General features: G+C 63.6%; 26 protein-coding genes. 5 read left to right on the forward strand and 21 right to left on the reverse strand.

The features are described 5' to 3' along the window. Positions 1–56 precede the first annotated feature (56 nt). Positions 57–572 (forward strand): DUF6882 domain-containing protein, encoded by a 516-nt coding sequence (locus ABWK72_RS09305; RefSeq protein ID WP_367874512.1) that lies wholly within the window; start codon positions 57–59, stop codon positions 570–572. Positions 573–603: 31 nt separating this feature from the next. On the opposite strand, the gene ABWK72_RS09310 is transcribed toward ABWK72_RS09305, so the two are convergent. The 4 genes from ABWK72_RS09310 to ABWK72_RS09325 are packed head-to-tail and all read right to left on the reverse strand — an operon-like array spanning position 604 to position 7,038. Beyond that, positions 604–2,169 (reverse strand): response regulator, encoded by a 1,566-nt coding sequence (locus ABWK72_RS09310; RefSeq protein WP_367874513.1) that lies wholly within the window; start codon positions 2,167–2,169, stop codon positions 604–606. 1 nt (position 2,170) lies between these two features. Further along, the gene (locus ABWK72_RS09315) at positions 2,171–2,767 is read right to left on the reverse strand and encodes a chemotaxis protein CheB (protein ID WP_367874514.1); all 597 of its coding nucleotides are present in this window, start codon (positions 2,765–2,767) and stop codon (positions 2,171–2,173) included. Further along, positions 2,764–3,600: a protein-glutamate O-methyltransferase CheR gene (locus ABWK72_RS09320; protein WP_367874515.1), complete on the reverse strand. Its 837-nt coding sequence runs from the start codon at positions 3,598–3,600 to the stop codon at positions 2,764–2,766. The genes ABWK72_RS09315 and ABWK72_RS09320 overlap by 4 nt, the downstream gene beginning before the upstream one ends. A gap of 6 nt (positions 3,601–3,606) precedes the next feature. Continuing rightward, positions 3,607–7,038: a response regulator gene (locus ABWK72_RS09325; RefSeq protein ID WP_367874516.1), complete on the reverse strand. Its 3,432-nt coding sequence runs from the start codon at positions 7,036–7,038 to the stop codon at positions 3,607–3,609. A 235-nt stretch (positions 7,039–7,273) separates the two neighbouring features. Here ABWK72_RS09325 and ABWK72_RS09330 point away from each other — a divergent pair, with 235 nt between their 5' ends. Next, positions 7,274–7,453 carry a hypothetical protein gene (locus ABWK72_RS09330; RefSeq protein ID WP_367874517.1) on the forward strand — a complete coding sequence of 60 codons (180 nt, stop codon included), beginning with the start codon at positions 7,274–7,276 and terminating at the stop codon, positions 7,451–7,453. A 72-nt stretch (positions 7,454–7,525) separates the two neighbouring features. Here ABWK72_RS09330 and ABWK72_RS09335 read toward each other — a convergent pair whose 3' ends face one another. The 4 genes from ABWK72_RS09335 to ABWK72_RS09350 form a co-directional block, all read right to left on the reverse strand. Next, on the reverse strand, positions 7,526–7,987 hold the full coding sequence (locus ABWK72_RS09335) for a hypothetical protein (RefSeq protein ID WP_367874518.1): 462 nt from the start codon (positions 7,985–7,987) through the stop codon (positions 7,526–7,528). 88 nt (positions 7,988–8,075) lie between these two features. Next, positions 8,076–9,107: a type III polyketide synthase gene (locus ABWK72_RS09340; protein WP_367874519.1), complete on the reverse strand. Its 1,032-nt coding sequence runs from the start codon at positions 9,105–9,107 to the stop codon at positions 8,076–8,078. Beyond that, positions 9,107–10,123 carry an NAD(P)/FAD-dependent oxidoreductase gene (locus tag ABWK72_RS09345; protein WP_367874520.1) on the reverse strand — a complete coding sequence of 339 codons (1,017 nt, stop codon included), beginning with the start codon at positions 10,121–10,123 and terminating at the stop codon, positions 9,107–9,109. The genes ABWK72_RS09340 and ABWK72_RS09345 overlap by 1 nt, the downstream gene beginning before the upstream one ends. After that, positions 10,120–10,761, reverse strand: coding sequence for a hypothetical protein (locus tag ABWK72_RS09350; protein WP_367874521.1), 642 nt, complete (start codon positions 10,759–10,761; stop codon positions 10,120–10,122). The genes ABWK72_RS09345 and ABWK72_RS09350 overlap by 4 nt, the downstream gene beginning before the upstream one ends. Positions 10,762–10,770: 9 nt before the next feature. On the opposite strand from ABWK72_RS09350, the gene ABWK72_RS09355 reads away from it, so the two are divergent. Next, on the forward strand, positions 10,771–11,556 hold the full coding sequence (locus tag ABWK72_RS09355) for a hypothetical protein (protein ID WP_367874522.1): 786 nt from the start codon (positions 10,771–10,773) through the stop codon (positions 11,554–11,556). A gap of 25 nt (positions 11,557–11,581) precedes the next feature. Here the strand turns inward: ABWK72_RS09355 and ABWK72_RS09360 are convergent, their stop codons facing one another. The 5 genes from ABWK72_RS09360 to ABWK72_RS09380 form a co-directional block, all read right to left on the reverse strand. Beyond that, positions 11,582–12,439, reverse strand: coding sequence for a patatin-like phospholipase family protein (locus ABWK72_RS09360; RefSeq protein ID WP_367874523.1), 858 nt, complete (start codon positions 12,437–12,439; stop codon positions 11,582–11,584). A gap of 5 nt (positions 12,440–12,444) precedes the next feature. Next, positions 12,445–13,455 (reverse strand): lysylphosphatidylglycerol synthase transmembrane domain-containing protein, encoded by a 1,011-nt coding sequence (locus tag ABWK72_RS09365; RefSeq protein WP_367874524.1) that lies wholly within the window; start codon positions 13,453–13,455, stop codon positions 12,445–12,447. A gap of 125 nt (positions 13,456–13,580) precedes the next feature. Next, positions 13,581–13,841, reverse strand: coding sequence for an acyl carrier protein (locus ABWK72_RS09370; protein ID WP_367874525.1), 261 nt, complete (start codon positions 13,839–13,841; stop codon positions 13,581–13,583). 13 nt (positions 13,842–13,854) lie between these two features. Continuing rightward, entirely contained in the window at positions 13,855–14,577 is a 723-nt protein-coding gene (locus ABWK72_RS09375; RefSeq protein ID WP_367874526.1) for an SDR family oxidoreductase, read from the reverse strand. 28 nt (positions 14,578–14,605) lie between these two features. Beyond that, positions 14,606–15,076, reverse strand: coding sequence for a gluconokinase (locus tag ABWK72_RS09380; protein WP_367874527.1), 471 nt, complete (start codon positions 15,074–15,076; stop codon positions 14,606–14,608). A gap of 112 nt (positions 15,077–15,188) precedes the next feature. Between ABWK72_RS09380 and ABWK72_RS09385 the strand changes: the two genes are divergently transcribed. After that, complete coding sequence (locus ABWK72_RS09385) at positions 15,189–15,839, forward strand: hypothetical protein (RefSeq protein WP_367874528.1); 651 nt, start codon at positions 15,189–15,191, stop codon at positions 15,837–15,839. Between the two features lie 39 nt (positions 15,840–15,878). Here ABWK72_RS09385 and ABWK72_RS09390 read toward each other — a convergent pair whose 3' ends face one another. The 3 genes from ABWK72_RS09390 to ABWK72_RS09400 are packed head-to-tail and all read right to left on the reverse strand — an operon-like array spanning position 15,879 to position 18,133. Beyond that, positions 15,879–16,904, reverse strand: a complete 1,026-nt coding sequence (locus ABWK72_RS09390) for a zinc-binding alcohol dehydrogenase family protein (RefSeq protein WP_367874530.1) — start codon at positions 16,902–16,904, stop codon at positions 15,879–15,881. Positions 16,905–16,925: 21 nt separating this feature from the next. After that, positions 16,926–17,744: a TIM barrel protein gene (locus ABWK72_RS09395; protein WP_367874531.1), complete on the reverse strand. Its 819-nt coding sequence runs from the start codon at positions 17,742–17,744 to the stop codon at positions 16,926–16,928. Further along, entirely contained in the window at positions 17,744–18,133 is a 390-nt protein-coding gene (locus tag ABWK72_RS09400; protein ID WP_367874532.1) for an RbsD/FucU domain-containing protein, read from the reverse strand. The genes ABWK72_RS09395 and ABWK72_RS09400 overlap by 1 nt, the downstream gene beginning before the upstream one ends. Positions 18,134–18,229: 96 nt before the next feature. On the opposite strand from ABWK72_RS09400, the gene ABWK72_RS09405 reads away from it, so the two are divergent. Beyond that, positions 18,230–18,916 carry a FadR/GntR family transcriptional regulator gene (locus ABWK72_RS09405; RefSeq protein WP_367874533.1) on the forward strand — a complete coding sequence of 229 codons (687 nt, stop codon included), beginning with the start codon at positions 18,230–18,232 and terminating at the stop codon, positions 18,914–18,916. Between the two features lie 108 nt (positions 18,917–19,024). On the opposite strand, the gene ABWK72_RS09410 is transcribed toward ABWK72_RS09405, so the two are convergent. From ABWK72_RS09410 to ABWK72_RS09430, 5 genes are all read right to left on the reverse strand, one after another. Beyond that, on the reverse strand, positions 19,025–20,029 hold the full coding sequence (locus tag ABWK72_RS09410; protein WP_367875325.1) for an autotransporter-associated beta strand repeat-containing protein: 1,005 nt from the start codon (positions 20,027–20,029) through the stop codon (positions 19,025–19,027). Then, positions 19,992–22,043, reverse strand: a complete 2,052-nt coding sequence (locus tag ABWK72_RS09415; protein WP_367874534.1) for an autotransporter-associated beta strand repeat-containing protein — start codon at positions 22,041–22,043, stop codon at positions 19,992–19,994. The genes ABWK72_RS09410 and ABWK72_RS09415 overlap by 38 nt, the downstream gene beginning before the upstream one ends. 176 nt (positions 22,044–22,219) lie before the next feature. After that, entirely contained in the window at positions 22,220–23,653 is a 1,434-nt protein-coding gene (locus ABWK72_RS09420; RefSeq protein WP_367874535.1) for a FecR domain-containing protein, read from the reverse strand. Next, entirely contained in the window at positions 23,650–24,180 is a 531-nt protein-coding gene (locus ABWK72_RS09425; protein WP_367874536.1) for a sigma-70 family RNA polymerase sigma factor, read from the reverse strand. The genes ABWK72_RS09420 and ABWK72_RS09425 overlap by 4 nt, the downstream gene beginning before the upstream one ends. A gap of 437 nt (positions 24,181–24,617) precedes the next feature. Continuing rightward, positions 24,618–25,694, reverse strand: coding sequence for a hypothetical protein (locus tag ABWK72_RS09430; protein ID WP_367874537.1), 1,077 nt, complete (start codon positions 25,692–25,694; stop codon positions 24,618–24,620). Positions 25,695–25,728: the final 34 nt, after the last annotated feature.

Genomic DNA, 25,728 nt, shown 5'->3' on the forward strand with positions numbered 1-25,728 from the left:
AGGGACCGGCTTTTTTGTTTGATTCACTGGCCGGTAGAGTCCCCATTCGGAGGAAGATGGAGTTCCGTGAGTTTGAAGATTTTGTCGGGCAGGCGACGGCTTACCTCGTTGCATGCAACGAGAAGGCGCAGCGGCACTTCGGGATCGGGAGTTATCCGAGATACGAGTACGACCTGCATCGCGGCGAGATCTGGTGGACGGAGGACGGGGTGCCGAAGGTGCGGGGCAAGCTGATCGTGGTGGGGACCCTTTCGACGAAGTCGGACACCTGGCTGTGGGCATGGGCGAATCCGTATTTCTCGGACATTCCGCTGGGACCGATCGATCAGGTGCGGGACTTCGGAGTAACGGAGGGGATCGCGAAGCTGAGCGAGGAGAAGTGGGCAGCTGAAAATGTGGACGGTTGGGAGATGACGTCGGTTTCCGCGCGCTTGCTCGAGGCGCAGGGAGGCTATCGCTCGCCTAACAAACTGGGGGCCTTGTTCCTGCTTTTCAATGAACTGGCGTTTATCGCGGAAGAGGATCGGGAAGCGTATTTGCCGCTGAAGCGAGAGGAAGAGGGAGGCGGGTGACTCCCGGTCCAGGACACCCTCCCCGTCACTCTCACCTTCGCCCGACCTCTTCCAGCCAGCCGCGCAGGACTTTCAGATCCGCGGGCTTCACCAGGTGTTCGTCGAATCCCGCGTTTTTCGCGCGGTGCCGGTCCTCATCGCTGCCGTAGCCGGTCACCGCGATGAGGAATGCCGTTTTCAGCTCCGGGTTCAGCCGCAGCTGCCGCGCGACCTCGAAGCCGTCCATCCCGGGCAGGCCGATGTCGAGCAACACCGCCTGCGGCAGGAATTCCGCGGCCGTCGCAATCGCATCCACGCCGTGATGTACGATCCGCACCGTATGTCCGCCGATCTCCAGGAGCATGCCCATGCTGTCCGCCGAATCGCGGTTATCGTCAACGATCAGAACCTTCAGCGCATGCGTGTCCGCCGTGGCAGGCTTCGCCGCCGATGATGGCTGGTAGCCGGCGAGCCGCGACAGGCGGATCGTGAATTCCGATCCTTTTCCGAGGCCGGCGCTGTGCGCTTCGATTGTCCCGCCATGGAGCTGCACCAGCCGCTGCACGATCGTCAGCCCGATGCCGAGCCCGTCATTGGTGCGGTCGATCGTCCGGCTGCCTTGCACGAAGAGCCCGAAGACCCGCGGCAGCAGTTCCGGATCGATCCCCGCGCCATTGTCCGCCACGCGGATGACCACCTCGGCTCCGCGGGTCTCCGCGCTCAGCGTGATCCGCGTTCCGTTCCCGCTGTATTTGCAGGCATTGGTCAAGAGGTTGCCGATGATTTGCTCCAGACGCGTGCTATCCGCATCCAGATACACCGGCTCCTCCGGCATCGTGACCACCAGCTCCTGGCCGCAGGCCTTGCAGGACTCGTCGGCCGCATTCGCCGCGGAAGCCAGGATCGGTTGCAACTCAACCGGTTTGCAGCGCAGCTCGATCTTCCCCTGCGTGATGCGGGAGACATCGAGCAGATCGTCGATCATGTGGCTCAGATTGCTCACCTGGCGATCGATCATCCCCACGATGCGGTCGTGTTGCTCGCGCGCCAGAGCGGGGCTCTTCAAGGTCAGCGCGGCATTCCGCAGCGGGGCCAGCGGATTGCGAAGCTCGTGCGCCAGCATCGCGAGGAATTCGTTCTTGCTGCGGTCGGCCTGCTCCAGCTCCGCGTTGCTGCGTGCCAGTTGTCCGTTCGCTTCGCTCAGCTCGATCTCGCGGTCCTTCAGCGTCTGCCGCTGCCGCGCCAGCTCGAAGAAGACATCCGCCTTGCTCAGCAGGATCTTCGGTTCGATCGGCTTCGGCAGAAAGTCCACCGCGCCCGTCTCGAAGCCCTGGATCCGCCGCTCCTGATCGACCACCCCCGCCGTCAGGAAGATGATCGGCACGTGGCGCGTGCGTTCGGTGCTGCGCATGATTTCCGCCAGCTCGAAGCCACCCATCTCCGGCATCTGCACGTCGAGGAAGGCCAGCGAGATATCGTGCACCAGCAGCAGTTCCAGCGCTTCCGGACCGGAGTGTGCCTTGAGCAATTCCAAGCCCTCCCGCTGCAGCAGCCCTGCGAGCGCGATGAGGTTCGCCTCGAGGTCGTCGACGAGGAGAAATTTGATGGGAGCCGTCATTTCAGGAAGGGAGAGGAGAAGCGGAAAGTTTCTGCAATTCAGCGGCGATCGCTTGCAGGGTCAGGGAGAGCGCCTCGGGGCAAGCTGCGAGCGCGGAGCGGGGCATCATTCCACCTTCCGCGGTATCGGGGTCCTGCACCAGCGCCGTGCCGCCCGCCGCCACCACGGCATGCAGGCCATGGGCACCGTCCGAACTGGCACCGGTCAGCACCACCCCGGTGAGATCGGTGCCGTAGGCATCCGCCGCGGATTCGAAAAGCACGTCGATGGCCGGTCGCGAATAGAGGACCGGTTCGTCGTTGGAGAAGGCGAGCGTGAAGTCCGGCTCGACCAGCAGGTGGTAGTTCGGTGGCGCGAAGTAGATCGTCCCGGAGCGGATGCGCTCCTTGTCCTCTGCCTCCTTCACCGCCATCGCACAACGCGGGGCGAAAAGATGCGGCAGACCGGTCGACCGGTCCGGCGGAATGTGCACCACCACCAGCACCGCCAGCGCATAGTCCGCCGGCAGCGCGGGCAGGATCTCGGACAGTGCGCCAATCGCGCCAACCGAAGCACCGATCACCACCGCCCGGGGCTCGCGTGTTTCATCCCCGCTCATGCATCCCCCCGTTTCTGATAGATCCGCTCCTGGCGCTCAAAGTCCTCGAAGCTGTCCGCGTGCGCATTGAAACGCAGGCTCTCCTTCGAGCCCAGGCCCAGGAAGCCGCGCCGCACCAGCGAGTCCTTGAACAAGCCGACCGCCCGGTCCTGCAGCGGGCGCGTGAAGTAGATCAGCACGTTCCGGCAGGATACCAGGTGCGCCTCCGCGAAAACCGCGTCGCTCACCAGGCTGTGGTCGGAGAAGACCACCCGCTGCCGCAGCGATTTGTCGAAGACCGCGCGCCCGTAGCCGGTGCTGTAGTATTCCGATAACGAGGTCTTCCCGCCCGACTGCTGGTGGTTCGCGGTGAAGAGCGAGATCCGGTCCAGATCGTAAACGCCTGCCTCGGCAGCCGCCAGCGCGGTGCCGTTGATGTCCGTGGCGTAGAAGAGCGTGCGGCTTTCCAGTCCTTCCTCACGGAAAAGGATCACCGTCGAGTAGAGTTCCTCGCCGCTGCTGCAGCCCGCGATCCACACCTTGAGCGAGGGGTAGGTCTTCAGGTGCGGGACCACTTTCTCCCGCAGCGCGAGGAAGTACGAGGGATCCCGGAACATCTCGCTGACCTGCACCGTCAGGAAGGGTAGCAGACGCGGCATCATGGCCTCATCCCGCAGCATGCGGTCCTGGAGCTGCGAGAAGGAATCGCACCCGAAGAGCATCCTCGCCTGCGTCAGCCGCCGCTTCAGCGAGGCCACCGAGTAGCCGCGGAAGTCATAGTGGTAGCGCATGAAAAGCGCCTCGAGCAGCAGGTGCAGCTCGATCTCCTCGGTGCGTGAGGTTTGGCTTTTCATAGGGACTTAGCGGGGCATCCAGACGCGGATCAGCGATAGCAACTTGTCCACGTTCAGAGGCTTGGCAAGGTAGTCGTTGGCACCCGCGGCCAGGCATTGCTCCTGGTCGTTCTTCATCGCCTTGGCCGTCAGCGCGATGATCGGCAACTTCTGCCATTCCGTCCTCTTGCGGATCTCCCGCATCGCGGTGATGCCGTCCATCTCCGGCATCATGATGTCCATCAGCACCAGGTCCACCCGCTGGGTCGGATCGGTCAGCGAACGCTCGAGCGCCTCCACCGCCTCGCGTCCGTTGCGCGCAATCTGCAGCTTCACGCCGCGGCTTTCCAGCAGGCTGGTCAGGGCGAAAACGTTGCGCACGTCGTCCTCCGCGATGAGGATACGCCGGCCTTCGAGCCCGGCATCGCGGTTGCCCGCCTTCTCCAGCATCCGCTGCTGCTCCGGTGGCAGGTCGGACACCACCTGGTGCAAGAACAGCGTAACCTCGTCCAGCAGCCGTTCCGGTGACTTGGCACCCTTGATGATGATCGATTTCGAGTAGCGCCGCAGCCGTTGCTCCTCCTCCGTCGCCAGCTCGCGACCGGTGTAAACGATCACCGGCGGGAAGGAGTAGCTATCCTCCGTGCTCAAGGTTTCCAGCAGCGAGAATCCGGAAGCATCCGGCAGGCTCAGGTCCAGCACCATGCAGTCGAAGGTGGCTTCCTTCAGCGCTGCCAGGCATTCCGCCGCGGTGCCCGCGCAGACCGTCTCCACGTCCAGCGTTTGGAAGAGCGCCTGCATCGCGTTGAGCTGGACCGGATCGTCTTCCACTACAAGCACCTTGCGCATCTTCTCGCTGAGGCGGGTCTCCAGCTTCTCGAAAGCCTCCACCAGTTGCTCGCGCTTGACCGGCTTGAGCATGTAGCCGACCGCACCCAGCGCGAGCGCCGTTTGCGCATAGTCGCTGCCGGAGACCACGTGCACCGGGATGTGGCGCGTCCGCGAATCCGCCTTCATCCGCTCCAGCACGAAAAGCCCGGAATTGTCCGGCAGCCCCACGTCCAGCACCACCGCGCTCGGCAGATGCTGCGGGGCCAAGGCCAGCGCTTCCTCCGCCGTGCTGGCGATCAGTGCTTGGAAATGCATCTCATGCGCCAGTTCCAGAAGGATGCCTGCAAAGGCCTCGTCATCTTCCACGATCAGGATCACGCGCTTCCCTCCCGTCAGTCGTTCGCGGTCGTCCGGCACGCGCGTGATGAACGCGTCCTTCGAGGGAGCAGGCACCGCCTGGGTCTCCGCGGCGGGCGGCAAGGCGGGGGAGTTCGAAGGCGGCAGGGGATTGGCGGGCGCGACGTGCGTGCAGGGCAGGGTCAGCGTGAAAGTGCTGCCCTTGCCCGGCTCGCTTTGTAGCTCGATCTCTCCGCCCAGCAGCCATGCGAGCTGGCGAGAGATCGAAAGACCCAGCCCGGTCCCGCCGAACTTCCGGTTGCTCGCCGCATCCGCTTGGTAGAAGGGTTCGAAAACCGAACGCTGGTATTCCGGATCGATCCCGATTCCCGTGTCCGTCACCGCAATCCGCAGCTTCTTCTGACCCGCCGGGCTTACGTGGCACACGACGCCGCCGGTCTCGGTGAATTTCACTGCGTTCGAGAGCAGGTTCTTGAGCACCTGCATTAGCCGCTGCGTGTCCGTCTCGATCGTATCCGGCAGCCCGTCATCGATCACGAAATTGAGGGCGATGCCCTTCTGCATCGCCATGGGTTCGAAGATCGAGCGGAGGGTCTCCACAATGCTCGCCGGCTTCACCGCCTCGGCATGGATCTCCATGTGTCCGGCCTCGATCTTGGAGAGGTCCAGCACGTCGTTGATCAGGGTCAGGAGGTCGTTGCCCGCGGTCTCGATCGTTTCCGCATACTTGACCTGCTCCGCGTTCAGGGTGCCGGGGCGGTTGTCCGCCAGGATCCGCGCGAGGATCAGTGAGGAATTCAGCGGCGTCCGCAGCTCGTGCGACATGTTCGCGAGGAAGTCCGATTTGTAACGGCTCGCCTGCTCGACCAGCCGCGCCTGGCCTTCGAGCGATTGCTTGGCCTTCACCAGATCGTTGCGCTGGCCTTCCAGCCGCTGGGTCTGATCTTCGAGCTGGGTGTTGATCTGTTCCAGTTCCGCCTGCTGGAGTTCGAGGCGGGATTGGGATTCGCGCAGCGCGCGGCTTTGTTCCTCCAACTCCTCATTCGATACCCGCAGCTCTTCGGACTGGGCCTGAACTTCCTCCGATTGCTGCTGGGTCTCCTCTAGCAGTTCCTGCAGGTGCTCGCGGTAGAGCGCGGATTTCACGGCCACGCCAACCTGCTCGGACACCTGTTGCAGGAACTCCTGCTTTTGCGCGTCGAGCGGATGCAGGAATCCAAGTTCAAGCACCGCATTGACCAGGTTGTCGGTCGAAGCAGGAAGAATCAACAAGTGCCGCGGCAGCCCTTTCCCCAGCCCGGAGCCGATCGTGAGATAGCCCTCAGGCACCTCGTCGATACGCCGCGGGGCTTTCTCCGTGACGGCACGCCCGAGGAGACCTTCACCGGCTTCAAATTTCCCCGGAATCCCGCTGTCGGCTGGAACACCCGTCAGGGCGACCCGCTCGAAATGACTCCCGCGCCGGGCGAAGAATGCCCCCGCGTGCGCGTCCACGTAGTTCGTCAGGAAAGTCAGGATGCTTTCGCCGAGCGGCCCCAAACTCTTCTCACCCGACATCACGGTGGTCAGTTGCAGCTTTCCAAGCTGCAGCCAATCCTGCTTCTGCCGCAAGGTGTGGGCGCGCATGACCAACCACAGCACTGCGAACGAAAGGCCGATCCCCAGTCCTGCGGTGACAAGACCGCTCGTCACGGTAACGCGGTGGGCGACTTCCATTTCTTCGATCAGCACGTTCCTCTTCCGGTTCTCCTCACGCGTCATCGTGCCGAGATTCTCGCGGAGCTGATCCATGGCCTGCTTGCCACGAGCCGTGAGGACCAGGGCACGCGCGGCCTCGAATCCGCTCTCCCGCCGCACCCGGATCGTTTCGTCCAATTCCTCGAGCTTCGCCGCGATCTGGGCCTCCACCTTCGGAAGCAGATCCTGTTGGACGGTATTCCCCCGGGTGAATTCGCGCATCCTCGCGATTTCCGTCTCGACCCCCGTCAGTGCCGCCTGGTAGGGCTCAAGATAAGTTTCGTCACCGCTCAGGAGGTATCCCCGCTGTCCGGTCTCCGCGTCCTTCATGTAGGACAGGGCGTTGTTGAACGACCCGATCACCGAGTGGGTCTCCTGCACCTGCCGTGAAGCTTCCCGCAAGGCGAGCGTGTTCCGATAGGCATTGTAGCCGCTGAGCAAGAAGAACAGCGCTCCGGCGGCGAAGCCGACATACAGCGGAAGCTTGCTGCCCTTTTGTGAAGGGCGGGAGGACTGGTGGAGATCGGTCGGCATGGGTGAGCGCGGGGAATGGATTCGTGCCCTAACGGCGGATAAGCGCTAGCCTCTTACGCCCGGGGCGCAAGCGACAAGAGCCGATCTCGGGGTCCGCAGAATTGCGGTCCCGCCCGGGGGGCTTGGGGCCCGGAAGACCTACGAAGCGCCGGCAGAGCCACTGAAGCAGCCGGTGCACAGGAGCCACCGGGCAACCGTTTGACCGGCATCTCTCCAACAAGTGAAATGACGTCGGATGCCATCATTCCAATCCAAGCACCCGAAAGCGGCGCGGCGGATCAGTTTCACGGTCTGCATGCTGATGCCGCGCTTGAGGGTGCTGTTCTGGAAACACCCCGCCGAACCTGCCTATCAGTTCACTTTGTTCGTTCTGGCCGTGGTGAATGCCGCGATGATTGCGACGACGAAGGTGTGAGGCCTGCCCTCCGTGCCGTGCTTAAGCCGCGCAGGGGAAACCCGGGAATGAGCAGGGCGTGATCTGCCGTTGCTACACTCCTCTTCTCACCACTTCCCGGCCGTTCATGCTGATGCGGTGCTCGAAGCGCCACTTGGCCCTGAGCCGGAGGCCCAGGCGGTGCAGGAAAATCGAAGCGACGATCGAAATGATCGAGACGGCAAAGATGATCGCCACGGTCCAGAGTTCCGCTTTTTGGAGTGTCTCCATGCTTCCCACGACGAAGGTGCCCACGCCCACCGAGGCTAGCAATTGGCCGGCGCTGCCGATGACGACGAGCTTCGGGATCTGCGGAGTCGCCATCCCGTGGCGATTGCCATTCATGAAGATCCCGTAGGCCGTGGTCATCGCGAAGCCGATCACTGCGCCCGCCAACGCGACGCCTGCGATCACGAGCACATCCGTGCGGTCGCGCGCACCCTCCTTCGTAAACAGCATCGCCACCGCGGGCCCGGCAACGACGAGGCCTCCCAGCCACATCAGGATGGCAGGCAAACCTACGAATATCGTTGTGAGCAACCGGATGAATCTTGGCATCGGTGCGAGAAGCTGGCGCGAAGGACGGAGGAAAGCAAAGCTGATCCTAGTGCTTCGATCGCCACATCTCGCACGCATGCGCGGCGAAGCCGGCACCGAAGGCGGTGAGCCACCAGCGACGGTCGCCATTGGCCGTGGCGAGGGCACGGTCGAGGGCGAAGAGGACGGAGGGGCTGCTCATGTTGCCGTGGTCGCGGAGGACGGCGCGGGTGTCGGGCAGGGCTTGGGGGAGGACGGCCTCGAGGGCATCGATGACATCGCGACCGCCGGAGTGGGTGAGGATGCGGTCGGGGTCGGCGGAGCGCTGCGCGTAGAGTTCGGCCACGGCTTCCGCGGCGAGACCGGGGACGGCTTTGTCGAGCTGGTTGCGGAGCTTGCCGCCGGAGTTGACGAAACGGATCTTCTCGCGCTGCTGCGGGCGGTGGACGGTGGTGAAGTGACCGGCCTGCCACTTGTCGGGGCCGGGCTGGTCGGACCAGATGGCGGCGGCAGCACCATCGCCGAAGAGGCAGAGCGAGATGAGGACGCCGGGATCGTTATCGGCGAAGAAGGCGGCAGAGCAGACTTCCACGGCCACGGTGGCGACCTTGGCCCCGGGGTGGGCGGCCAGGAAGCCGGCGGCAGAGCGCAGCATGGGAATGGCCGCCCCGCAGCCGAGGCCGACGAGGTCTTGCAAGTACGCCGTCTCCCGTAGCCCGAGCTGTTCGGCCACATGGCTGGTCACGCCGGGGCAGAGGTAGCCGGTGCAGGTGCAGATGAAGAGCGCATCGAGGTCCGCGGCCAAGATCCCGGCTTTTTCAAGGGCGGGTAGCAAGGCGGCGGAGGCGAGGGCGGGAGCTTCCCGCTCGAAGCTTTCGTTCAGCTCCTGCGCATCGCGGGCCACGCCCGGACCGATCTCCGGCAGGCAGAAGCTGCGGGTGGCAATGCCGGAAACGCCGTTCCCCAGGATCTTCTCCATCAGCCCCCGCGAGCGCGGCAGCAGCGCGCCATAGGCAGGCGTCTCGCGCAAGGCGGCGAGGCACTCCGGTTGAGTATAGCGATGCGGCGGGACGGCGGTGTGGAGGGATTCAAGAAACATCAGCGGACAAGGGACAACAGGGGACGGAAAGGCAGGAGGCCGCTGACGCCAAGCGCTTCGATCAAGCGGCGGCCACCGGAGCGGAGCAGGACGGGGTGCATGAATGCGGCGGCGGTGAGACGGCGGCGGAATTTCCCGTGCAAGGCGGTGCGGATGGACGCGATGCAGTCGTTCCAATCGAGGTGGCCTTCGCTCCAGCCTGCGAGCGGGTCGAGGGCCGCTTCCGCACTTTGGAAGGCCATGCTCATGCCATTGCCGGTGAAGGGCGGGATCATGCTCTCGGCATCGCCGATCGCGCAGAGACCGTCGTCGGCACGTTGGCGACCGAGGGCGAAGCCGGCGGTGGCGCTGAAGGAGGCGGGGTCTGGCAAGGCGAGTGCGAGACGCGAGGCGAGCGCTTCGTTTCCACCCGCGCGGAGGTAGTCGAGAAGAAGCTCGGGACCGCTGCCACGGTGCGAGCGATCGACACGGAAGAGTCCGCAGACATTCACCCTGCCATCCTCGACCGAGGCGAGGCCGGCATAGCCATCGCTGCCGAGGTGCATCTCCAGATCCGCCAGCAATGGCAGATCGGCGAAGTGACACTTCAGGCCGATCCAGCGGCCCTTCGATGGAATCCGTCCCGCGGCCCAGACGAGGCCTTCGCGAGGCGCGCGGGAAACGCGGGAGCTTTCCAGAACCGCAGCACCGCCGCCCACGACGGCATCGCGCAAACGACAGTCGAGACGATGGCGTGAGATGCCATAGGCGGGCACGGACAGGGTGTCCTCGTGAATTTTGCGGCCCTTGGAAAACCACGCGACGGATTCGAGCAGGCGGGCATCGCGCAAGGCCTCGCGGATACCGAGGGCGTCGAGGGTGGACGTATCGACGCCGGAGATGAATTCCCCGCAGACGCGGTGCCGCGGGTAGCTGCCCGCTTCGTGGACTTCCACCGGGATTCCCCGCAGGCGCAGCCCCGCCGCGAGGGAAAGCCCCGCCAAGCCGCCTCCCGCAATCGTGACCGTGGCCTTCAAACGCGGGAAGCTAGCATGCGGATGCCGCCGCGCCACGTGGTTTCCTCGCTGATCCGCCATTGTGCGGGATCCAGGCCCAGTAGCCGCGGCAGTTCGCCATGCAGGAAGCCGGCGCGGATGCTCACCAGCATGTCGTGCTTGGTCGCGCGGCCGACCAGCGGCAGGATGATCCGTGCGTCCGTGATGGTTTGCGGGGTGCGGAAGGGCTCGTTGAAGGCGAGGACCTCGAACTTCGCGAAAAGCGGGCCGAAGCGCGGCAACTCGTCGTCTTCGAAGTGATGCAGGAAGAGATTCGCGGCGAGGATGCCGGCGGAGTTTTCCGCCAGGCATTCGAAGACATCGCGCTGATCCCACGCGATCCGCTCCGGGAGACCGGCCGGCCGCGGGGCAAGGTCGCAACCGCGCAGGGGAATGCCGGGATACTTGCCGGAGAGACGCTGCAGGAGCGTCCCCTCCCCTGCCCCGATCTCGATGATCCCGCGCGCGCGGACCTCGGGAAAGGCGTGGATCTTGCGCGCGATCCAGCGCTCGTTCCCCATCAGGAAATTGATCATCTTCAAATCCCGGCGGCTCCGGATCACGTCGGGGTGATCCGGCGGCAACCGGTCGATGATTTCGGGCTCCACAACGCGCTGCATCGCGGTTAGATGCTGGTTCTGCCTCCGCCGATGCGCAAGCCCGCCGCCATATTGAAACGCTTTCTGGCCGCGCTTGCCGCCTGCCTGCTGCTCGCAGGATGCTTCGAGATCCGCGAAGAGCTATGGGTCCATCAGGACGGGTCGGGAAACGCGGAGCTGACCTATGTGATTCCAGCCAAGGCACTGTTGCTCACCGGCGGGACAGAAGGACTGGAGCAGAAGATCCGCCAGATGATGGCGACGCAGCCGAAGCTGAGTCTGGACAAGCTGGAAATCACCACGAGTGGGGATGGCGTGAAAGTGGCGGCCAAGGTTTCCACCAAGTCGCTGCTGGCACTAAGGGATCTGAAGAAGGACGACAGCACGCGGAGTATTCCCGGTGCGGCAGTGGACATCGCGGGCGTTTTCGACGTCCATCGGAGGGGCTTGGACATCGACTTCGTGCGCACGATCAAGGTGAAAGACGCGCTCGGCCTCGCGGCGTTCGCGATTGGCAAGGAAGATCGCGACAAGCGCCGGCTGACCTACATCCTGCATCTGCCCAAGCCCGCGGCGGAGTCGAACGCGATGTTCATCGAGGACGATGGCAAAACGCTGAAGTGGGAAGCAACGCTGGGCGAAGCGATGAAGAAGCCGCTGGTAACGAGCTTCCGGGCCCAGATCCCGATTCCGACGGCGGTGTGGTACGGGCTGGGTCTGGTAGCGGTGGCTCTGATCGCCTTGGGAAGGAAGATTTGGAAGTGGAGGAAGCGGGCGATGATGGCGAGGGAGAGTCCGCCGGATGCGGGAGCTTGAGGAGCAGCGACGTCCCTGCTCCTTATCAAAGCTCCGCCACCAGCGGTTGCTTGAGGGCGCTCCACTGGCTCTGCGCCGTCTCCACCCCGGCTTTGAAAAAGCCGCGCGACTTCTTCCCGTGCAGCAATCCGGGGTGATCGTGGTGCGTCTCCAGATAGATGACTTTCTTCCCCATCTCCTGCGCTTGCACGCGGCGGCGGCGGCAGAGTTCGTTGGCGGAGATCGTGTGGCATTCGCCCAGGATGCTTCCCGGCGTCTTCCACGAAAATCCACCCATGCACGAGGTATTGCGGATGCGGTGGACCACGATGGTGTGGATCGCGGGATCCTCCAGCCATTGGTCGAAGGGCGTTTCGTTCGAAACCCCTCCATCCAGGAAATCCTCGCCATCGATGCGCTGCGGCTTGAACAGCACGGGCATCGAGCAACTGGCGATCATGAATTCGTTCAGGGGGCCGCTGGAACGGATCTCGCCGCGCTTGGTGGTGAGATTGGCCACCGCGATCTCAAGCCGCGGCCCGCGCAAGTCTTCGATCCGGCGCTGGCCGAGGCAACGCGCCAGGTAGCGGCGCAGGCGCACGCCGGACAGCAGGCCGGTGCCCGCCATCCCGGTGAGGATGAAGGGCCAGCGGTAGAAGGCCCCGAGGTCGAAGAAGGCACGCCGGAAATGGAAGTCGTAGATCACCTTGTCCAGCGCCTCGCCGCGCAGGCCCGCGGCCCACAGCCCGCCGGCCATCGCCCCGGCCGAGGCGCCTGAGATTCTTCCCGGGCGCAGGCCCAGTTCTTCCATGCCTGCCAGCAGGCCGAGGTGGGCGTAGTAGCCGAAGAACGACGAGGACAGGCACACGGCCAGTCCCGGATCGTGGCCGGACTCGGTGGGCATGCGGCTCATTGAGCCTCGGCGTGGGTGACTTCCTCCATCTCCTTCATCGGGGTGCGGTCCGAAGGGCGCAGGAAGAGTATGCCACCCAGCGCGGCCCATACAAGGCTGCATGCAAAACCGACCAGGGAGCCCAAAACCGTGACCCCGGCCGAGGTGCCGTAGAGGCCGTTCATCAATTCCGCGAAGAAGACCTCCCGCACGCCGATCCCTTGGATCGAGAACGGCATCCCGCTGATCGCGTCCACCACCGGCATGACCGCGAATACTTGCATGAAGCTGGCGGGATCTCCGGCGAATTTCACGCCGCACCAGAAGGTCGCGTAGTAGACGGGCAGCATCACGAAGCTGACCACGAGCGCGACAAGGGCATGCTTCCATTTCCTACGATAGATATCGTAGATTTCCGGCACCCGCCGGACAATCTCCCAGCGCATCTTCTTCCCCGGCTTGTGGATCCGGCCATGCACCCAGGGGCTCGCCATCACGAACAGCAGCGCCACGAAGACGAGGCCGCCGACGAAGTAGAACCACGCGAATTTGAGCGCGCCGTGTTCCAACACGGTGTGAGCTTCGAGCGATTGGAAGCGGCCCGCGGTCACCAGCAGGAAGGTCATGGCCATGGAGACCAGTCCGGCCAGGTGATCCACCATGACGGACATCGTCACGGCCAGCTTCTTGTCCCGGTGATCGCGGATCAGCAGGAAGATCTTGGCGGCATCACCGCCGATGACGGTGGCGAAATTGAAGAGGCTGCCGATCAGGGTGAGTTCGACGACCCTACGCAGGCTGACGTGAACGTCTTGGGCACGCAGCAAGATCCACCAGCGGAGCGCGGAGACGAAAATCGCTCCGCCTCCGAAAAGCACGCCGATGACCGCCCAAGCCCATTTCGGATGCTCGGGCCAGAAGGTCGAAGATTCGCTGAGCTTCTTCCGGAGATCGTCCTGGCTAAACGCCCAATAGAGGCAGGCCACGGTCAGGCCCAGCTTGATGAGGAAGAGCAGCCACTTTTTCATCAAATGACGAATCCAGAATGACGAATGTCGAAGGACGTGTGTGGAAGAGGGAGCTCCCGATTCACCCTCAAAGTCCCGTCCATCCCATCACAAGCCATTCGGAATTCAGAATTCGGAATTCGGCATTAGCCCTTCGTCTCGATCGCCTGGGCGATGGTCTCGACGCTTTGCAGCACGCCCTTGGCCTTCTCGGCATCGGCAATCTTCAGGCCGAAATGCTTCTCGATCGCGACCACGAGCTGCAGCGCATCCACCGAATCCAGGCCGAGGCCGCCCGCGCCGAAGATGGCGGTCTGGTCGGCGATCTCCGCCGCGTCGAAGTCGAGCATCAGTTCCTCGACCATCACCTCCTTGATCTTGCTTCGCAATTCCTCGCCTTGAGCCATGATTCTGAACTTGTTAGAAGATCCCGCCGTCGATTTTCAGGGCGGACCCTGTGACGTAAGCGGCATCGTGGCAAGCGAGAAACCGCACCGCTGCCGCCACCTCCGCCGGGGTTCCGAAACGGCGCATCGGAATGCCGGCTTTGGCCCGCTTGGCTGCCTCCTCGTCCATGTGGGCCAGCGCCTCGGTCTGGATGTAGCCGGGCAGCACGGCATTCACGGTGATTCCGGAACGGGCCACTTCCTTGGCCAAGGTCTGCGTGAGGGCAACCACCCCGGCCTTGGCCGCGGCGTAGTTCGTCTGGCCCAGGGGCGGCAGGATGGCGCTGAGCGAGGCGATATTGATGATGCGGCCGAAGCGGTTGAGCATCATGGGGCGAATCACGGCGCGGCAGCCGAGGAAGACGGAATCCAGATTCGCGGCGATCACGGAGGACCATGCCTCGTCCGGCATGGTGGCAAGCAGGTGGTCGCGGTGCAGTCCGGCGTTGTTCACCAGCACGTCGAGCCGGCCATCGGCTTCCGTGATGGTCGCGACGGCGGCTTCCCAGCTATCCTTCGAGGTGACTTCGAGATCGACGAGGACGCAGCGACCGGAGAACTCCGCGGCGAGCGCATCGGCATTCGTGCGATTTGCCCGGACGCCGAGCCAGATCTTCGCGTCGGGCTCCTTTTCCAGAAAGTAGCGGGCGATCCCGAGGCCGAGGCCACCGTTCGCACCGGTGATGAGGGTGGTCATGTGGGGGAAGGAAACCGGTTCCAAGCGGCTACTTCAAGATCCTCCCCACCACTTCTTCGGGCGGACCGATGTTCTCGACCACCTCCACGTCCGGCCCGAGCTCGAGGGTGGCGAGCTGCGAGTCGAGCAGGCTGGCGGGCATGAAGTGCTCGCCTTCGCTCTGACGTTCGCTCAGGCGCTCCCGCAGGGTGGCGGGGTCCGCGGTGAGGACGATGAAGCGCAGCGGACCGGCGAGCTCACGGAGGTGATCGCGGTAGTTCTTCTTGAGAGCGGAACACGCAAGGACGATCGGATCGTGCGCGGCGAGGTGCTTGCCCAAGGCATCCAGCCAGCCGGAGCGGTCCTCATCGGTGAGCGGGATGCCGGCGGACATCTTCGCGATGTTCTCCGGCGGGTGGAAGCCATCGGCATCCGCAAATTCGCAGCCAAGCTTCTCCGCGAGCAGGCTGCCGATGGTGGTCTTGCCGCTGCCACTGACTCCCGCGATGACGATTTTCACTGCGGCCAATGAGGACGAGGGAGCGGGTGGAGGCAAGGATGGGTTGGGGACGGACGATTTCGACTTGCCTAAATGCTGAAAAAACGACATTTCAGCTTTCGTATCTTCCGTCATGAAAGCGACCGCTTCTATCCTCGCCCTTCTCTTGTCCGGTATTTCCTTCGGAGAGGGCATCCCGGTTGAAGACGGCAAGCTGACCGTAGCGCACACGATCATCACTCCAAATGCCTCACAGGTGGAAGAGATGACGGTGCTCGATTCGGTGACCTTAACGAAGGAGCAATGGGCCGAATTGCGCAAGGTATCGCCGAACTCGCCCAAGCGTCTCACGGGGATCGTGCCGGTGACTTACAACGATTGCACTTGCGACATGGACGTGGGTGCCGTCCTGATGAAGGACGGAAAGATCGGGGTGATTCACGAAGAGCAGACCGCGAGGAGCCTGGCGTGGCGGTTTGATCAGAAGAACCGTCTCGATCTGAAGGTGGATGAACGGGGTCAGTTTTATTTTGAAGGCATTCTGGTTCGCTTTCCGGTACTGCTGGAGACGATTCGCACCTCCAAGCCGCTGACCAAGGAACGAGCGCCGAACCCTTGGGAAGGCGGAGCTTACATCTCCGTGCCTCAGGGCATGTCGCAAATGGATGCCGTCTTCGGCGGACGTTTGAAGGAACTCTTCGGCGAACTTGCCTCGAAGGGCTGGAACCGCGGGCAGGTGCCGGGGTGGATCGCACCGAAAGCGGTGACCGTGACGCAGGAGTGAGAGACTCCAAGTGCACGGAGCGCTGTGCGGACCACCTTTTTAGAGGTCGACGATGACCTTGATCGCCCCGAGCTTCGGATCGGTGAAGCGGGCGAATCCGGTGGGCACCTCGGCGAACGGGAGGCGATGCGTGATCCAGGTATCCGTATCGATCTTCCCTTCCCCGATCAGCCCGATGATCTCGCCGAAGTCTTTCGGCAGGGCATTGCGGGAGGCAAGCAGGGTCAGTTCGCGGCGGTGGAAAACCGGCGCATGCGGGAACTTCAGCTCCTGGGTGGTGATGCCCACGTAGACGACACGCCCTGTGAAGGCAGCGTATTGAAAGCAGGTGGACATCGAGACCGCCGAGCCCGTCGCGTCGATGATCACATCCGCCAGCTGTTCGCCGGTGAGTGCTTCCAACTCTGCAAGCTCCGAGCCATCGCCGCGGGCGAGAATGCCGTGCTTGATCCCGAGCTTGTCCGCGCAGAAGTCGAGCCGGCCTTGGACCATGTCCATGACCACCACGCGCAGGTCCATCAGCTTGAGGAATTCCAAGCAGGCGAGGCCGATCGGCCCGGCACCGATGACGAGCACGGTTTCGCCGGGTTGGGGATTGCCGCGCTGCACCGCGTGGTAGCCGATCGCGAGCGTCTCGACCAAAGCGAGTTGGTCATAGGAAAGGTGGTTGCCGGGGTGGAGCTTGCGCGCGGGCACGATCCACGAATCGCGCAGGCCGCCATCCTGATGCACGCCCAGCACCTGCACGCCGGGACAGCAGTTGGAGGAGCCCTTGAGACTGGCTGGTGAAGTGGGATCGTTGACGTAGGGCTCCAGCGAAACCTTGTCGCCCACGGCAATGTTAGAGACGTCTTCCCCGGTCGCCAAGACCTCCAGACCGAGTTCATGTCCTGGAATCCGCGGGTAGGAAAAGAAGGGCATCTTTCCCAGGTAGCCGGAGAGATCGGTGCCGCAGATGCCCATGCGATGGGTCCGCACCAGCGCCTCGCCGGGCCCGGGAGCGGCTGGCTCCGGGAGATCGATCAGGCGGATTTCTTCCGGGCGGGTGAATTGAATGGCTTGCATGGTCGTTGGCCGGGGAAGTTTTTAGAACGGGATGTAGAGTGCGTGGATCGATTCGAAGGTTTGGCGCGCCGCGGCTTCCGGGTCGTCTCCCGGAAAAATTTCCGCCGAGAGATAGCCTTGATACGAGATGTTCCTCAATGCGTCCAAAATCGCGCCGGGATCAGCGTGCCCGCTGCCCATCGCCAGTCGGTTCGAGTCGGCCCAATGCACGTGGCCGATTCTCCGCCCGGCATCGATCAGAGCTTTCGCCACATCCGGCTCCTCGATGTTCATGTGGAAGAGATCCGCGAGCAGCACCACGTTCGCGAGGCCATGCGCGTCGAGAAATTCTGCCGCTGGCACCAGCCGGTTGAAGAGGTTCGTCTCGTAGCGGTTCAGCGGCTCGTAGATGAAAGGCACGCCCGCCCCCGCCGCGGCGGCATCGATGCTTGTTAGAGCCTGCGCGAAAAGTTCGAGCGCGCGCTCCCGGGAGATCTCCCCTCCCCACCTGCCCTGCATCGAACCGAGGATGCACGGTGCGCCGAGACGGCCGCCGAATTCCACCATCCGCAGGATGAAGTCCAGCGCGCCGCGCCGCTTCTCCGGCGAGGGATCGGTCAGGGACAGCCCGTGTTTCACCATGCCCGCGCCGCTGCCGACCGCCGCGACGGCCAAGCCGAACTCCTCGCAGAGCCCGCGGATCGTTTCGACCGGCACCGCATCCGGCCCGGCGAGGAAGAGCTCCACGGCGTCGTAGCCACAGACGGCGGCCTTGGCGAAGCCGGCTTCGAGTTCATCGTGGAAGACGAAAGGTCCGGCGGCCATCTCGGGCACTCGGCAGAGGGTCACGGCGGTTTTCATCACTCGGATTCCAGGATCAGGTTGCCGTAAGGGGTAGGGTCGCCGGTGCGGATCAGGCCGATCGCCCCGGGCACGCGCTTCTTGAATTCGAGATGCGGCTCGCGGGTCAGCGGGATCTTGCCGAAGGACTTGGCGAAGGCGTTGACCGTCTCCTGCGGGTTGGTGGCGAGGAACTCCTCCGCCTGCCAGATCCGGCCGATTTTGAAGTTCGGCGTGAGCAGGTCGAGCACGTCCCTGACCATCGGAATCCCCCGGGTCAGGGAAATATCCACCGTTTCGACGCCCGGCCAGAAGGGAAAAGCCCAGTCCGCGATGACCAGGGTATTTGTATGACGAATCCTCGCCAATAGGTGCAGGAGCTGGGGATTGAGGATGCCGGTCTGGAGCATGGCGGCAGTCTTGCACGGCGCGGGGCCGCCCGTCACCCGGGAATCCGGGCAGCTTTCCACTGGAAGCGGAGGAAGCGCCCGGCCTAACGTGCAAACGTGCAACGACGCAGCGCCCAAATCGCCGGTGAACTCGAGCAGGAAATCCTAGCCGGCAAGCTGCCGCCCGGCGACCGCTTGCAATCGGAGGAGAAGCTTTGCGAGCGCTTCAAGGTCAGCCGGACCGTGATCCGCGAGGCGATCCAGCAGCTCCGCGGCCGCGGCCTGCTCCGCACCCTGAAAGGTTCCGGCACCTACATCGCCGATCCCAGCCTCGAATCGCTAGGGCAGGCGGTGGAGAGCTATTCGGTGCTGGCAGAGGAAAGCGATTTCCTCGAGCTGATCGATTTCCGCATCCTGATCGAGACCGAGTGCGCGCGGCTGGCAGCGGTGAATGCCGGCGAGCAGGTGATCCGTGAATTGAAGCGGATCCTGGAATCGATGGAAAAAATGGGCGCCGCCAAGGACAAGTTCAGCAAGGCCGACATCGCCTTCCACCTCGCGATCGCCCGCGGTTCGGGCAACGGGATCTACTCGATCCTGCTGGGCGCGCTGGAGAAGCGCTGCATCGCCTACGCCCAGGCCAACCGCGGCGACGGCGACTGGTCGACTCCGGTGATCGACGGTCACCGCAACATCTTGGAAGCGATCGAGGAAGGCATGCCCGACAAGGCGGCGGACGCGATGCGCAAGCACCTGCTGTCATCAAGAAGGCACTTCGTGGATCTCGAGCACGGGGCGAAGTGAGGCAGCGGTGAGGTGAACACGAAGCAGTCCGCACGGCGTGCCGTGCGGACTGCCACCGATGAACACCCGCGCGGACCGACCCAAGGCGCGCGCGGGCGAGATTTCCCATCAAGGTTGGGTCGCCTTCAGCCGGGCGAAGAACTCCGAACTGGCCGCGTGCGGGATGGTGGCGACCACGGTTTCCAAGCCCGCCGACGGACTGTCCGGGGTGATCACGATATTGCCTGCCGAAGCCGCAGGCACCGGCAGATCGGTCCAAGCGGTAAGGGTGCCGCCGTACTGAATCACCTGCGTGCTGTCGGTCTTGGATTCCGCGCGGCGCACGAAGGTCAGGACCAGATCGCTGCCCGAGATCACTGCCGACGGCAGCGCTGCCAAGGAAGATACCGAGGGATCCCCGTTCAACACGTACTCCAGCAGATTGCTGATGCCGTCGTCATCAGGATCACCGTCGGTGGTGATGTCGGAGAGTCCGGTGAACCCGGCGATCCACGACGAGTAGCCGGCCACCGCCGGGGTGTAGTTCAGCACGAGGTTGTTCCCCGCCACGTCCAGCGCCCAAGTGCCGGTCCCGCTGAATCCGGTGGCGGTCACCTGCCAGTTGTCCGCAGCGAGTCCGGCAGGCGGCGCATCCGCACTGACGATCACGAAGCTCTTCGCACTCTCGCCGAAGTTCGCGATGCCGGTCGCATCCACACTTACCGTGAGCTTGCTGCCGGAACTCGCAGTGATCGCCAGCGAGCCGAAGTCCGCCGTGTCGTAACCGGTGCCGGCCGCGCCATTCCAATCGGCGAGCTGCATGGCGAAGGTCGAGCCGCCCGCCAGCGCCAGCGCGCCAACGCCCGTGGCCGTGCCAACCGCGATGCCGGGAGCCAGCGTGCCATCCACCGTGACGCTGCCGCCGGTATTGAGATTCCCCGTCAAGGTCGCCCCCGCGGCGACGGTAGCGGCGGTCTCCGCCAGCGTCCCATTGGCCACCAGGGTGCCGACGTTTACCGCCAGCGGACCGGTGAAGGTGGAGGGCTGGCTCAGGGTCAGCGCACCCGCACCGGTCTTGGTCAGGCCGCCGGTGCTGTTAGAAGCCACATCGCCGGCACCGAGCACGTACTCCACGGATTCCGCCAGCGTGTCCGCGCCACCGCCGGTGAAATCGAAGAAGATCGTATCCCCTTCGGCATAGCCATCTCCCGGGCAAGTCAAGGTCAGGCCTGTCACCGCTCCGCCGCTGACCGTGGCAATCGCCATGGCCCCGCTGCCCGTGCCCGTGGTGGCCATGGACACCAAGGGTGCACCGATGTAGCCGCTGCCGCCGCTGGCGACCGGCAGGCTGGTGATCGCCAGACCATTGCCGGTCAGCCCGCTGATCGGGGCGGCGAAGGTGGCCGCATTGCCATCCGTATCGATGGTCAGGCCGCCGCGATGCATGCGCACCGCCGTTAGCGAGTTGTTGACCAGTTCGACGTTCGCAGCCCCGGCGCGGAGCGTGCCGCCATTCAGGTTGAGGAAACCGGTGTTGCCGGTGGCCTGTACTCTGGCGATAGATCCGCCCGTGAACTTTCAGAACGCCGCTGTTCAAGTTCAGGTTGGCCGTCGAACTATTCGCCGCACCGAGGACGATCGAGCCGTCGTTGGCACCGGTGGCCGTCCGGATGGCGGAAAACACGGAGGTCCCGCCCGCAGCGGTGCCGATGTTGATCGTGCCATTGCCGGAAACCTGGTCGCCCCCGATCAGGCGATAGCTCGCATTCGTGGTAGCGGTGCCGCCGGTGAAGGTGGCCACGCCCCTGGAACTCGCGCCACCCACCACGAACCAGCGGCCACAACTCAGCGAGCCACCGCTTTGGGTAAGAACGCCCGGACCATTCCAGCCGACGCGGAGCCCTGAGCCGGTCGGCGTGGAAGCCGTACCCCCCGATAGCTCATAGCTGCCGTAGCTGCCGGTGGTGTTCGCGATGTTGAGATACTGCGTGTCTTGTGAAAAAGTCACCGTACCGCTGCTCTGCCGGATCGCCCCGGCGCCCGGCGTGAGGGCTCCGTTCCCGACAACCGGCGTGCCGTTGAAGACCAGCGCGGCGCTGCTGTCGAGATTGAGCGTGCCATCGCCCGCGGCATTGCCGACTTCCAATGCACCCGCTGCCTTTGTCGAAGCACCGGTGAAGGACAGCGTGCCGCCGCCAGCCACCAGGGTCTGGCCGTTGTAAGCATTCGTGCCGGAGACGATCACGGTGCCGGCTCGCACCTGCAGCGGGCCGGTGAAGGTATTGTTCGCGGACAGCGTCAGCGTCTGCGGGCCGGTCTTGATCACGCCCACATTGCCGGCGATGACCGAAGTGATCGCCATGTCCGCGCCCGGATTGAGCCGCGTGACATTGGTGAAGGTAAGCGTGTTTCCTTCCAGCAGGGTCACCGGAGCGGTGAAGTCGATCGCACGGGCGGAGATGGGTTCCGCGAGCGAAACCGTGGCCGGAGTGCCGGCACCAAAACGGGCGATGTCGGTACTCGCATTGTTCCAGACCACCGGCGTGCCATCGTCCCAATTCGCAGTCACGGTGTCCCAGTTCGCCGGATCACCGCCCGCCCAGGTCTTCGCGTAGGGAGTGGTGGCAGCACCTAACAGAATGTCCGGCGTCACCGTTGCGCGGCCCGTGGGCGTAGCGAAGTCCGCCTGCAGGTGATCGAGCACCACCCAAGCGATCTCGTCGTTGCTGCCCTCCAGGATCCAGCGCACGGGGTCGCGCTCGTTGGCATCGTTCGCAGTGGTGAAGCGGTAACCGTCGATGGTCACTTGGGAGGTGAACGCGAAGACCACCGGATTGCGGTAGAAGTCGAGCCACTTGGTGCCAGGCAAGCCGTCGATCAGGTTGGAGGGCAATTCCGCGCCGGGCCGGTTGCCGCCGGGGTTGGTCACGGCGGCCCCGGCCCAGGGCAGCGGCGCGCCGCTCTTCAGGAACTGGAACTCGGCGACCTGAATGCTGTTGGCGGTCGAGTCATTGCGCAGCTTGATCGGGGTGAAGCGGAAGTATTGGTAAGTAGCGTCCACCGCGGAAGCGACGGTGCAGGAAGACAAAGCGGCGAGCAGCAGGGCGGCACGGCGGGAAGCAGGGGTCTTGGCGTATGGGGTTTTCATCTTGGGTCGGGTACGTAGTTCTTGCGTGGCACAGGCTCGATAAGCCTGCGAAGGGGCTCCGGACGGAAGGCGTCCGGTTTATGGGAGGCGCCGCAGGGGCGGCAGTGGCTCAATTACTAGAGAAACCGTAGGTCAGGTCGGGATGGGTTTCCGGGTTCGGGAAAGGAAAGTCGTTTTCAGGGATAGTCCACCACCTTCACGGAGATGCGCTTGAGCGCGAGGTCGCCGCCGTCGTCGTTCCAGATCACCAGCGAGGTAGGCATGGCCCGCACGCTCGCCGGGACTTCGGCAATCATCTTCGCCTGGGTGGAGGTGCCGTCGTGCAAGGTGACCTTCCCGCCGAGCGCATCATAGCGCAGGGTCAGCTCGTTTTCCTGAAGGGCGGACAGGTCGGTAAGTTCGCTCTCGATCGCGCGGCTGCCATCGCCCGTGCTGGAGCGCGCCTCATCGCGGATCCGCCAGCGGTGGCCCTCGCTCGCCTTGGCCTGCACCGAGCAGATCACGGTGCCATCGGCGGCCTGCAGGGCGATCTTTTCGATCCCGCCGAGCCGCGTCTGCTTGTCCAGTATCCACGCGGGCTGGCGGGTGCTGAAGGACATTAGCACCACCTGACGGTGATTCGGCACCGTCTCCGGAATGAAGGTCGCCTTGAGATTGCGGGCGCTGCCGGAGGTGTCCAGCCTGCCGCCGCCGACGGTGGTCGGCGAGCGCTCCATGTAGACCTGCCAAGGCTCGCCGGTGTCGGGCTTCTTGTCGCGCAGCAGGGTTCCGGAGGCTTCGCTGAAATCGTCCTCGAAGACCACCGTCTCGCCGGGCAGCGCCTTGCGGAAATCGGTGGCGGTGACCGGGTTCAAGAGGGTATCGCCGCGATTCCGCCACGAGGCGGATTCGCCCGCCTTGAGGGTCCAGCGCCCCTTCTGATTGCCGCGGTCGACCTCGACCCGGCCATCGGTCACATGCACCTCGCAGGAGCCGCCCTCCGCGACCCACACTCCGAACTCCGTGCCGATGTGGCGCACCTTGGCCCCTGCGGCCATGATCTTGAAGGCCGGCGCACCGGGATCCACGCGGAAGTAAACCCGGCCGCGACGCAGGTCGAGATCCCGGCCGTTCTCCGCCAGCACGATCAGCGAAGGCCCGTCGATACAGGCCTCCGTGAAAGGGTTCAGCCGGGCGACCACCACGCCGTCGCGGACTTCCAGCCGCTGGCCCTTCAACCAGGTCCCCTCGTTCACCGTGACGCCATCGATCAGGAAATAGCTGTCCGCCGAACCCGCGACCGAAGCCGGCAGCGGCTCGCTGCGGAAGAAAGTAAACCACGTGGCACTCAGCAGGACGAGCGCCGCCGCCGTCACCCCGCCCCAGATCCACCACGAGCGCCCGCTCCGCCCGGCATCCGAGCCGGCGATCAATTGGGCGTGCATCGCGAGATGATCCGGCATCTCGTAGTTGTCCTCGAGCATCTGGTCCGTGCTCATCAGCGCGAAGTAATCCCGCCGCGCTTCCGGATCTTCCAGCAGCGCCTGCTCCAGCAGGGCAAACTCGTCCTTCCCGATGGAGCCATCCAGCAGGTCATGGATCAAGTCTTCCGTGTTCTTGTCGGGACTCATGGATTTTCGGGCTGGAGCTGGCCTTCAATGCAGCGCCGCAGCGAGGCCCGGAGCTGGTGGAGCCGGGCTTTAAGCGTGCCGACGCTGCGCTCGGTGGCGGTGGCCAGGGATTCGAGCGACCCGCCGGTCCAGTAGCGGTGGCGCAGCAGTTCCTCGTCCTTGGGCGTGACCTTGCGCAGGCAATTCGCCAGGGCACGGCGGCGCTCCGGCAGTTCATTGGAAAATTCCTCGAACTCCGTCGCGAAAAGATCCAGCAGCTTGTTGTCGAAGGCGATCACCCGTGAACGGCGCTGCTTGCGAAGGTAGCTCTTCACCTCGAGCTGCGCGATCTGGAAGGACCAGTTCTTGAAGCTGCTCCCCGGGCGGTACTTTTCCCGCTTCTTCCACAGCACCATGTTCACCGCCTGGCGGATATCGTAGGCCGCATGCGGATCCCCCGCGAGAGCCCGGATGAAATAAAACAGATCGACCTGATGGCGTGTCAGTTCCTGAACGAATTCGTCGATGCTGTCGGTCCCTTGGGTCATACCGCGGCGCAATTACTGCCGCTGAACCCCCGAGGTTTAGTTTGAGCGCGAGAAAAAGGCGAATGACGAATTCGAGGTGCCCAATCCGGCTCCGTGCCTTTCAGGCATCCCCTCCAACACTCCGCACGCCTCCCCCTGTCGGAGTCAGAACCCCCACCCGTAGATGGGGGAGACCTACGCGAGGTTCCGGGGCTTCTCGGGGGTCACCCCTCGCCCGACAAACTGATTTTCGGCGGACTCTATGGAGGAGTCCATATACTCGGCGGCAGCTTGTCGCGGTCGGACATTCCCAGCGAGTCCGCCGTCACATCGTCGGTCTGCTCCGAGATCTCCAGCACTTTCAGCGCCGCCCCGTCCGTCCCGATCGCCTGGTTGAGAACGTTGACCTCGGTGCTGAGCTTGGCTGTTGGGACTGGGTGTCGGGGGCTGTGACCGGGCTACTCGTCCGGTTTTCGAGATCCTGGTTTAAGGTTCTTTTGCTCCTCGTCTTTGCCTACTTCGTTTTTCGCTAGTTGGACGGTTTCCTTCGCAAAAACGGCAGCGGCATCCAAGTTTTCTTTGACCTTGTCTAGGTCAGCTTGGGCGTCCCCTACAGCCTTTTGACCTCCCTGAATTGCCACTACCGCGTCGCCTGCAGCATCGATGAGTGGAGGCTGGTCTCCATTTTCATTTTTCTCAGCGTCTTTCTTGTCAATCCCGCCGGTATTTGCTGCGGGAGTTGGAACAAGGTCCAACCAAAGTCGAAACCGACTAGGGTCGTAGCCGACGACGAAACCCAACAGCGACAACAACCCCGCCAGACGAAGATACTGTGCTAATTGACTGGTTTGGCCCTCTCCCGAGAAGGGATCGGCGGCGGCGATATACAAGCCAGACACGAAGACCAAATATACAACCATCGCGCGGATCATTGAGTAAGCAGGATGCTCCCCAAGATAGGCCAGCCGTTGCTGTAATTCCATCACCTTTTCCACCTCATTATTGTCCTCGGCCAGCTTTAAACGTCTTTTTAGGTGCTCAAGGTCGGCTTCGTTACTTGCACAACCACCGACAAATCCTGCCAATAGCGTTAGCAGCGCAACGTTAGTAGGAATAAAAAGCAACATCGCAGCAAGAAAGTGCCCAATTTTCGCCCAAATGTCGAGATCGCCATCGGTGGGAGTTTCGGGCTCGGACTTCTTTGCCGCTAGCCGGATCATTTCTGAGAGCATCCGTCCGTGGAGTTCCTGCTCAGCTTCGCCCCCCTTCTGTTCACGTGCCTGAATTCTATCGAAACCCTTCCGTATTTCTCGCATCTCTCCCTTTTGCTTCTCGCTCAGCTTATCTTCTTCGGAGAGATGTGGTATGAGCACTGCCTCGGAGGATTCACTCTGAGCAATTAGTTTGCCTACTCCCAGAATTGCAGCCTCTTCTCTAACCTTTTCGGCTTGCCACCCAAGTGCTTTGCGGTGTTTTGCGGAATCAACTAAAATACCAGCCGCGAACAACAGGAACCACAACAAGCCGGCTATCACCCCCCACAACCAGCGGCTATGAATTAGTTTCGCG

Source organism: Luteolibacter sp. Populi, from assembly GCF_040801775.1.
In the GTDB taxonomy this organism is placed as follows: domain Bacteria; phylum Verrucomicrobiota; class Verrucomicrobiia; order Verrucomicrobiales; family Akkermansiaceae; genus Haloferula.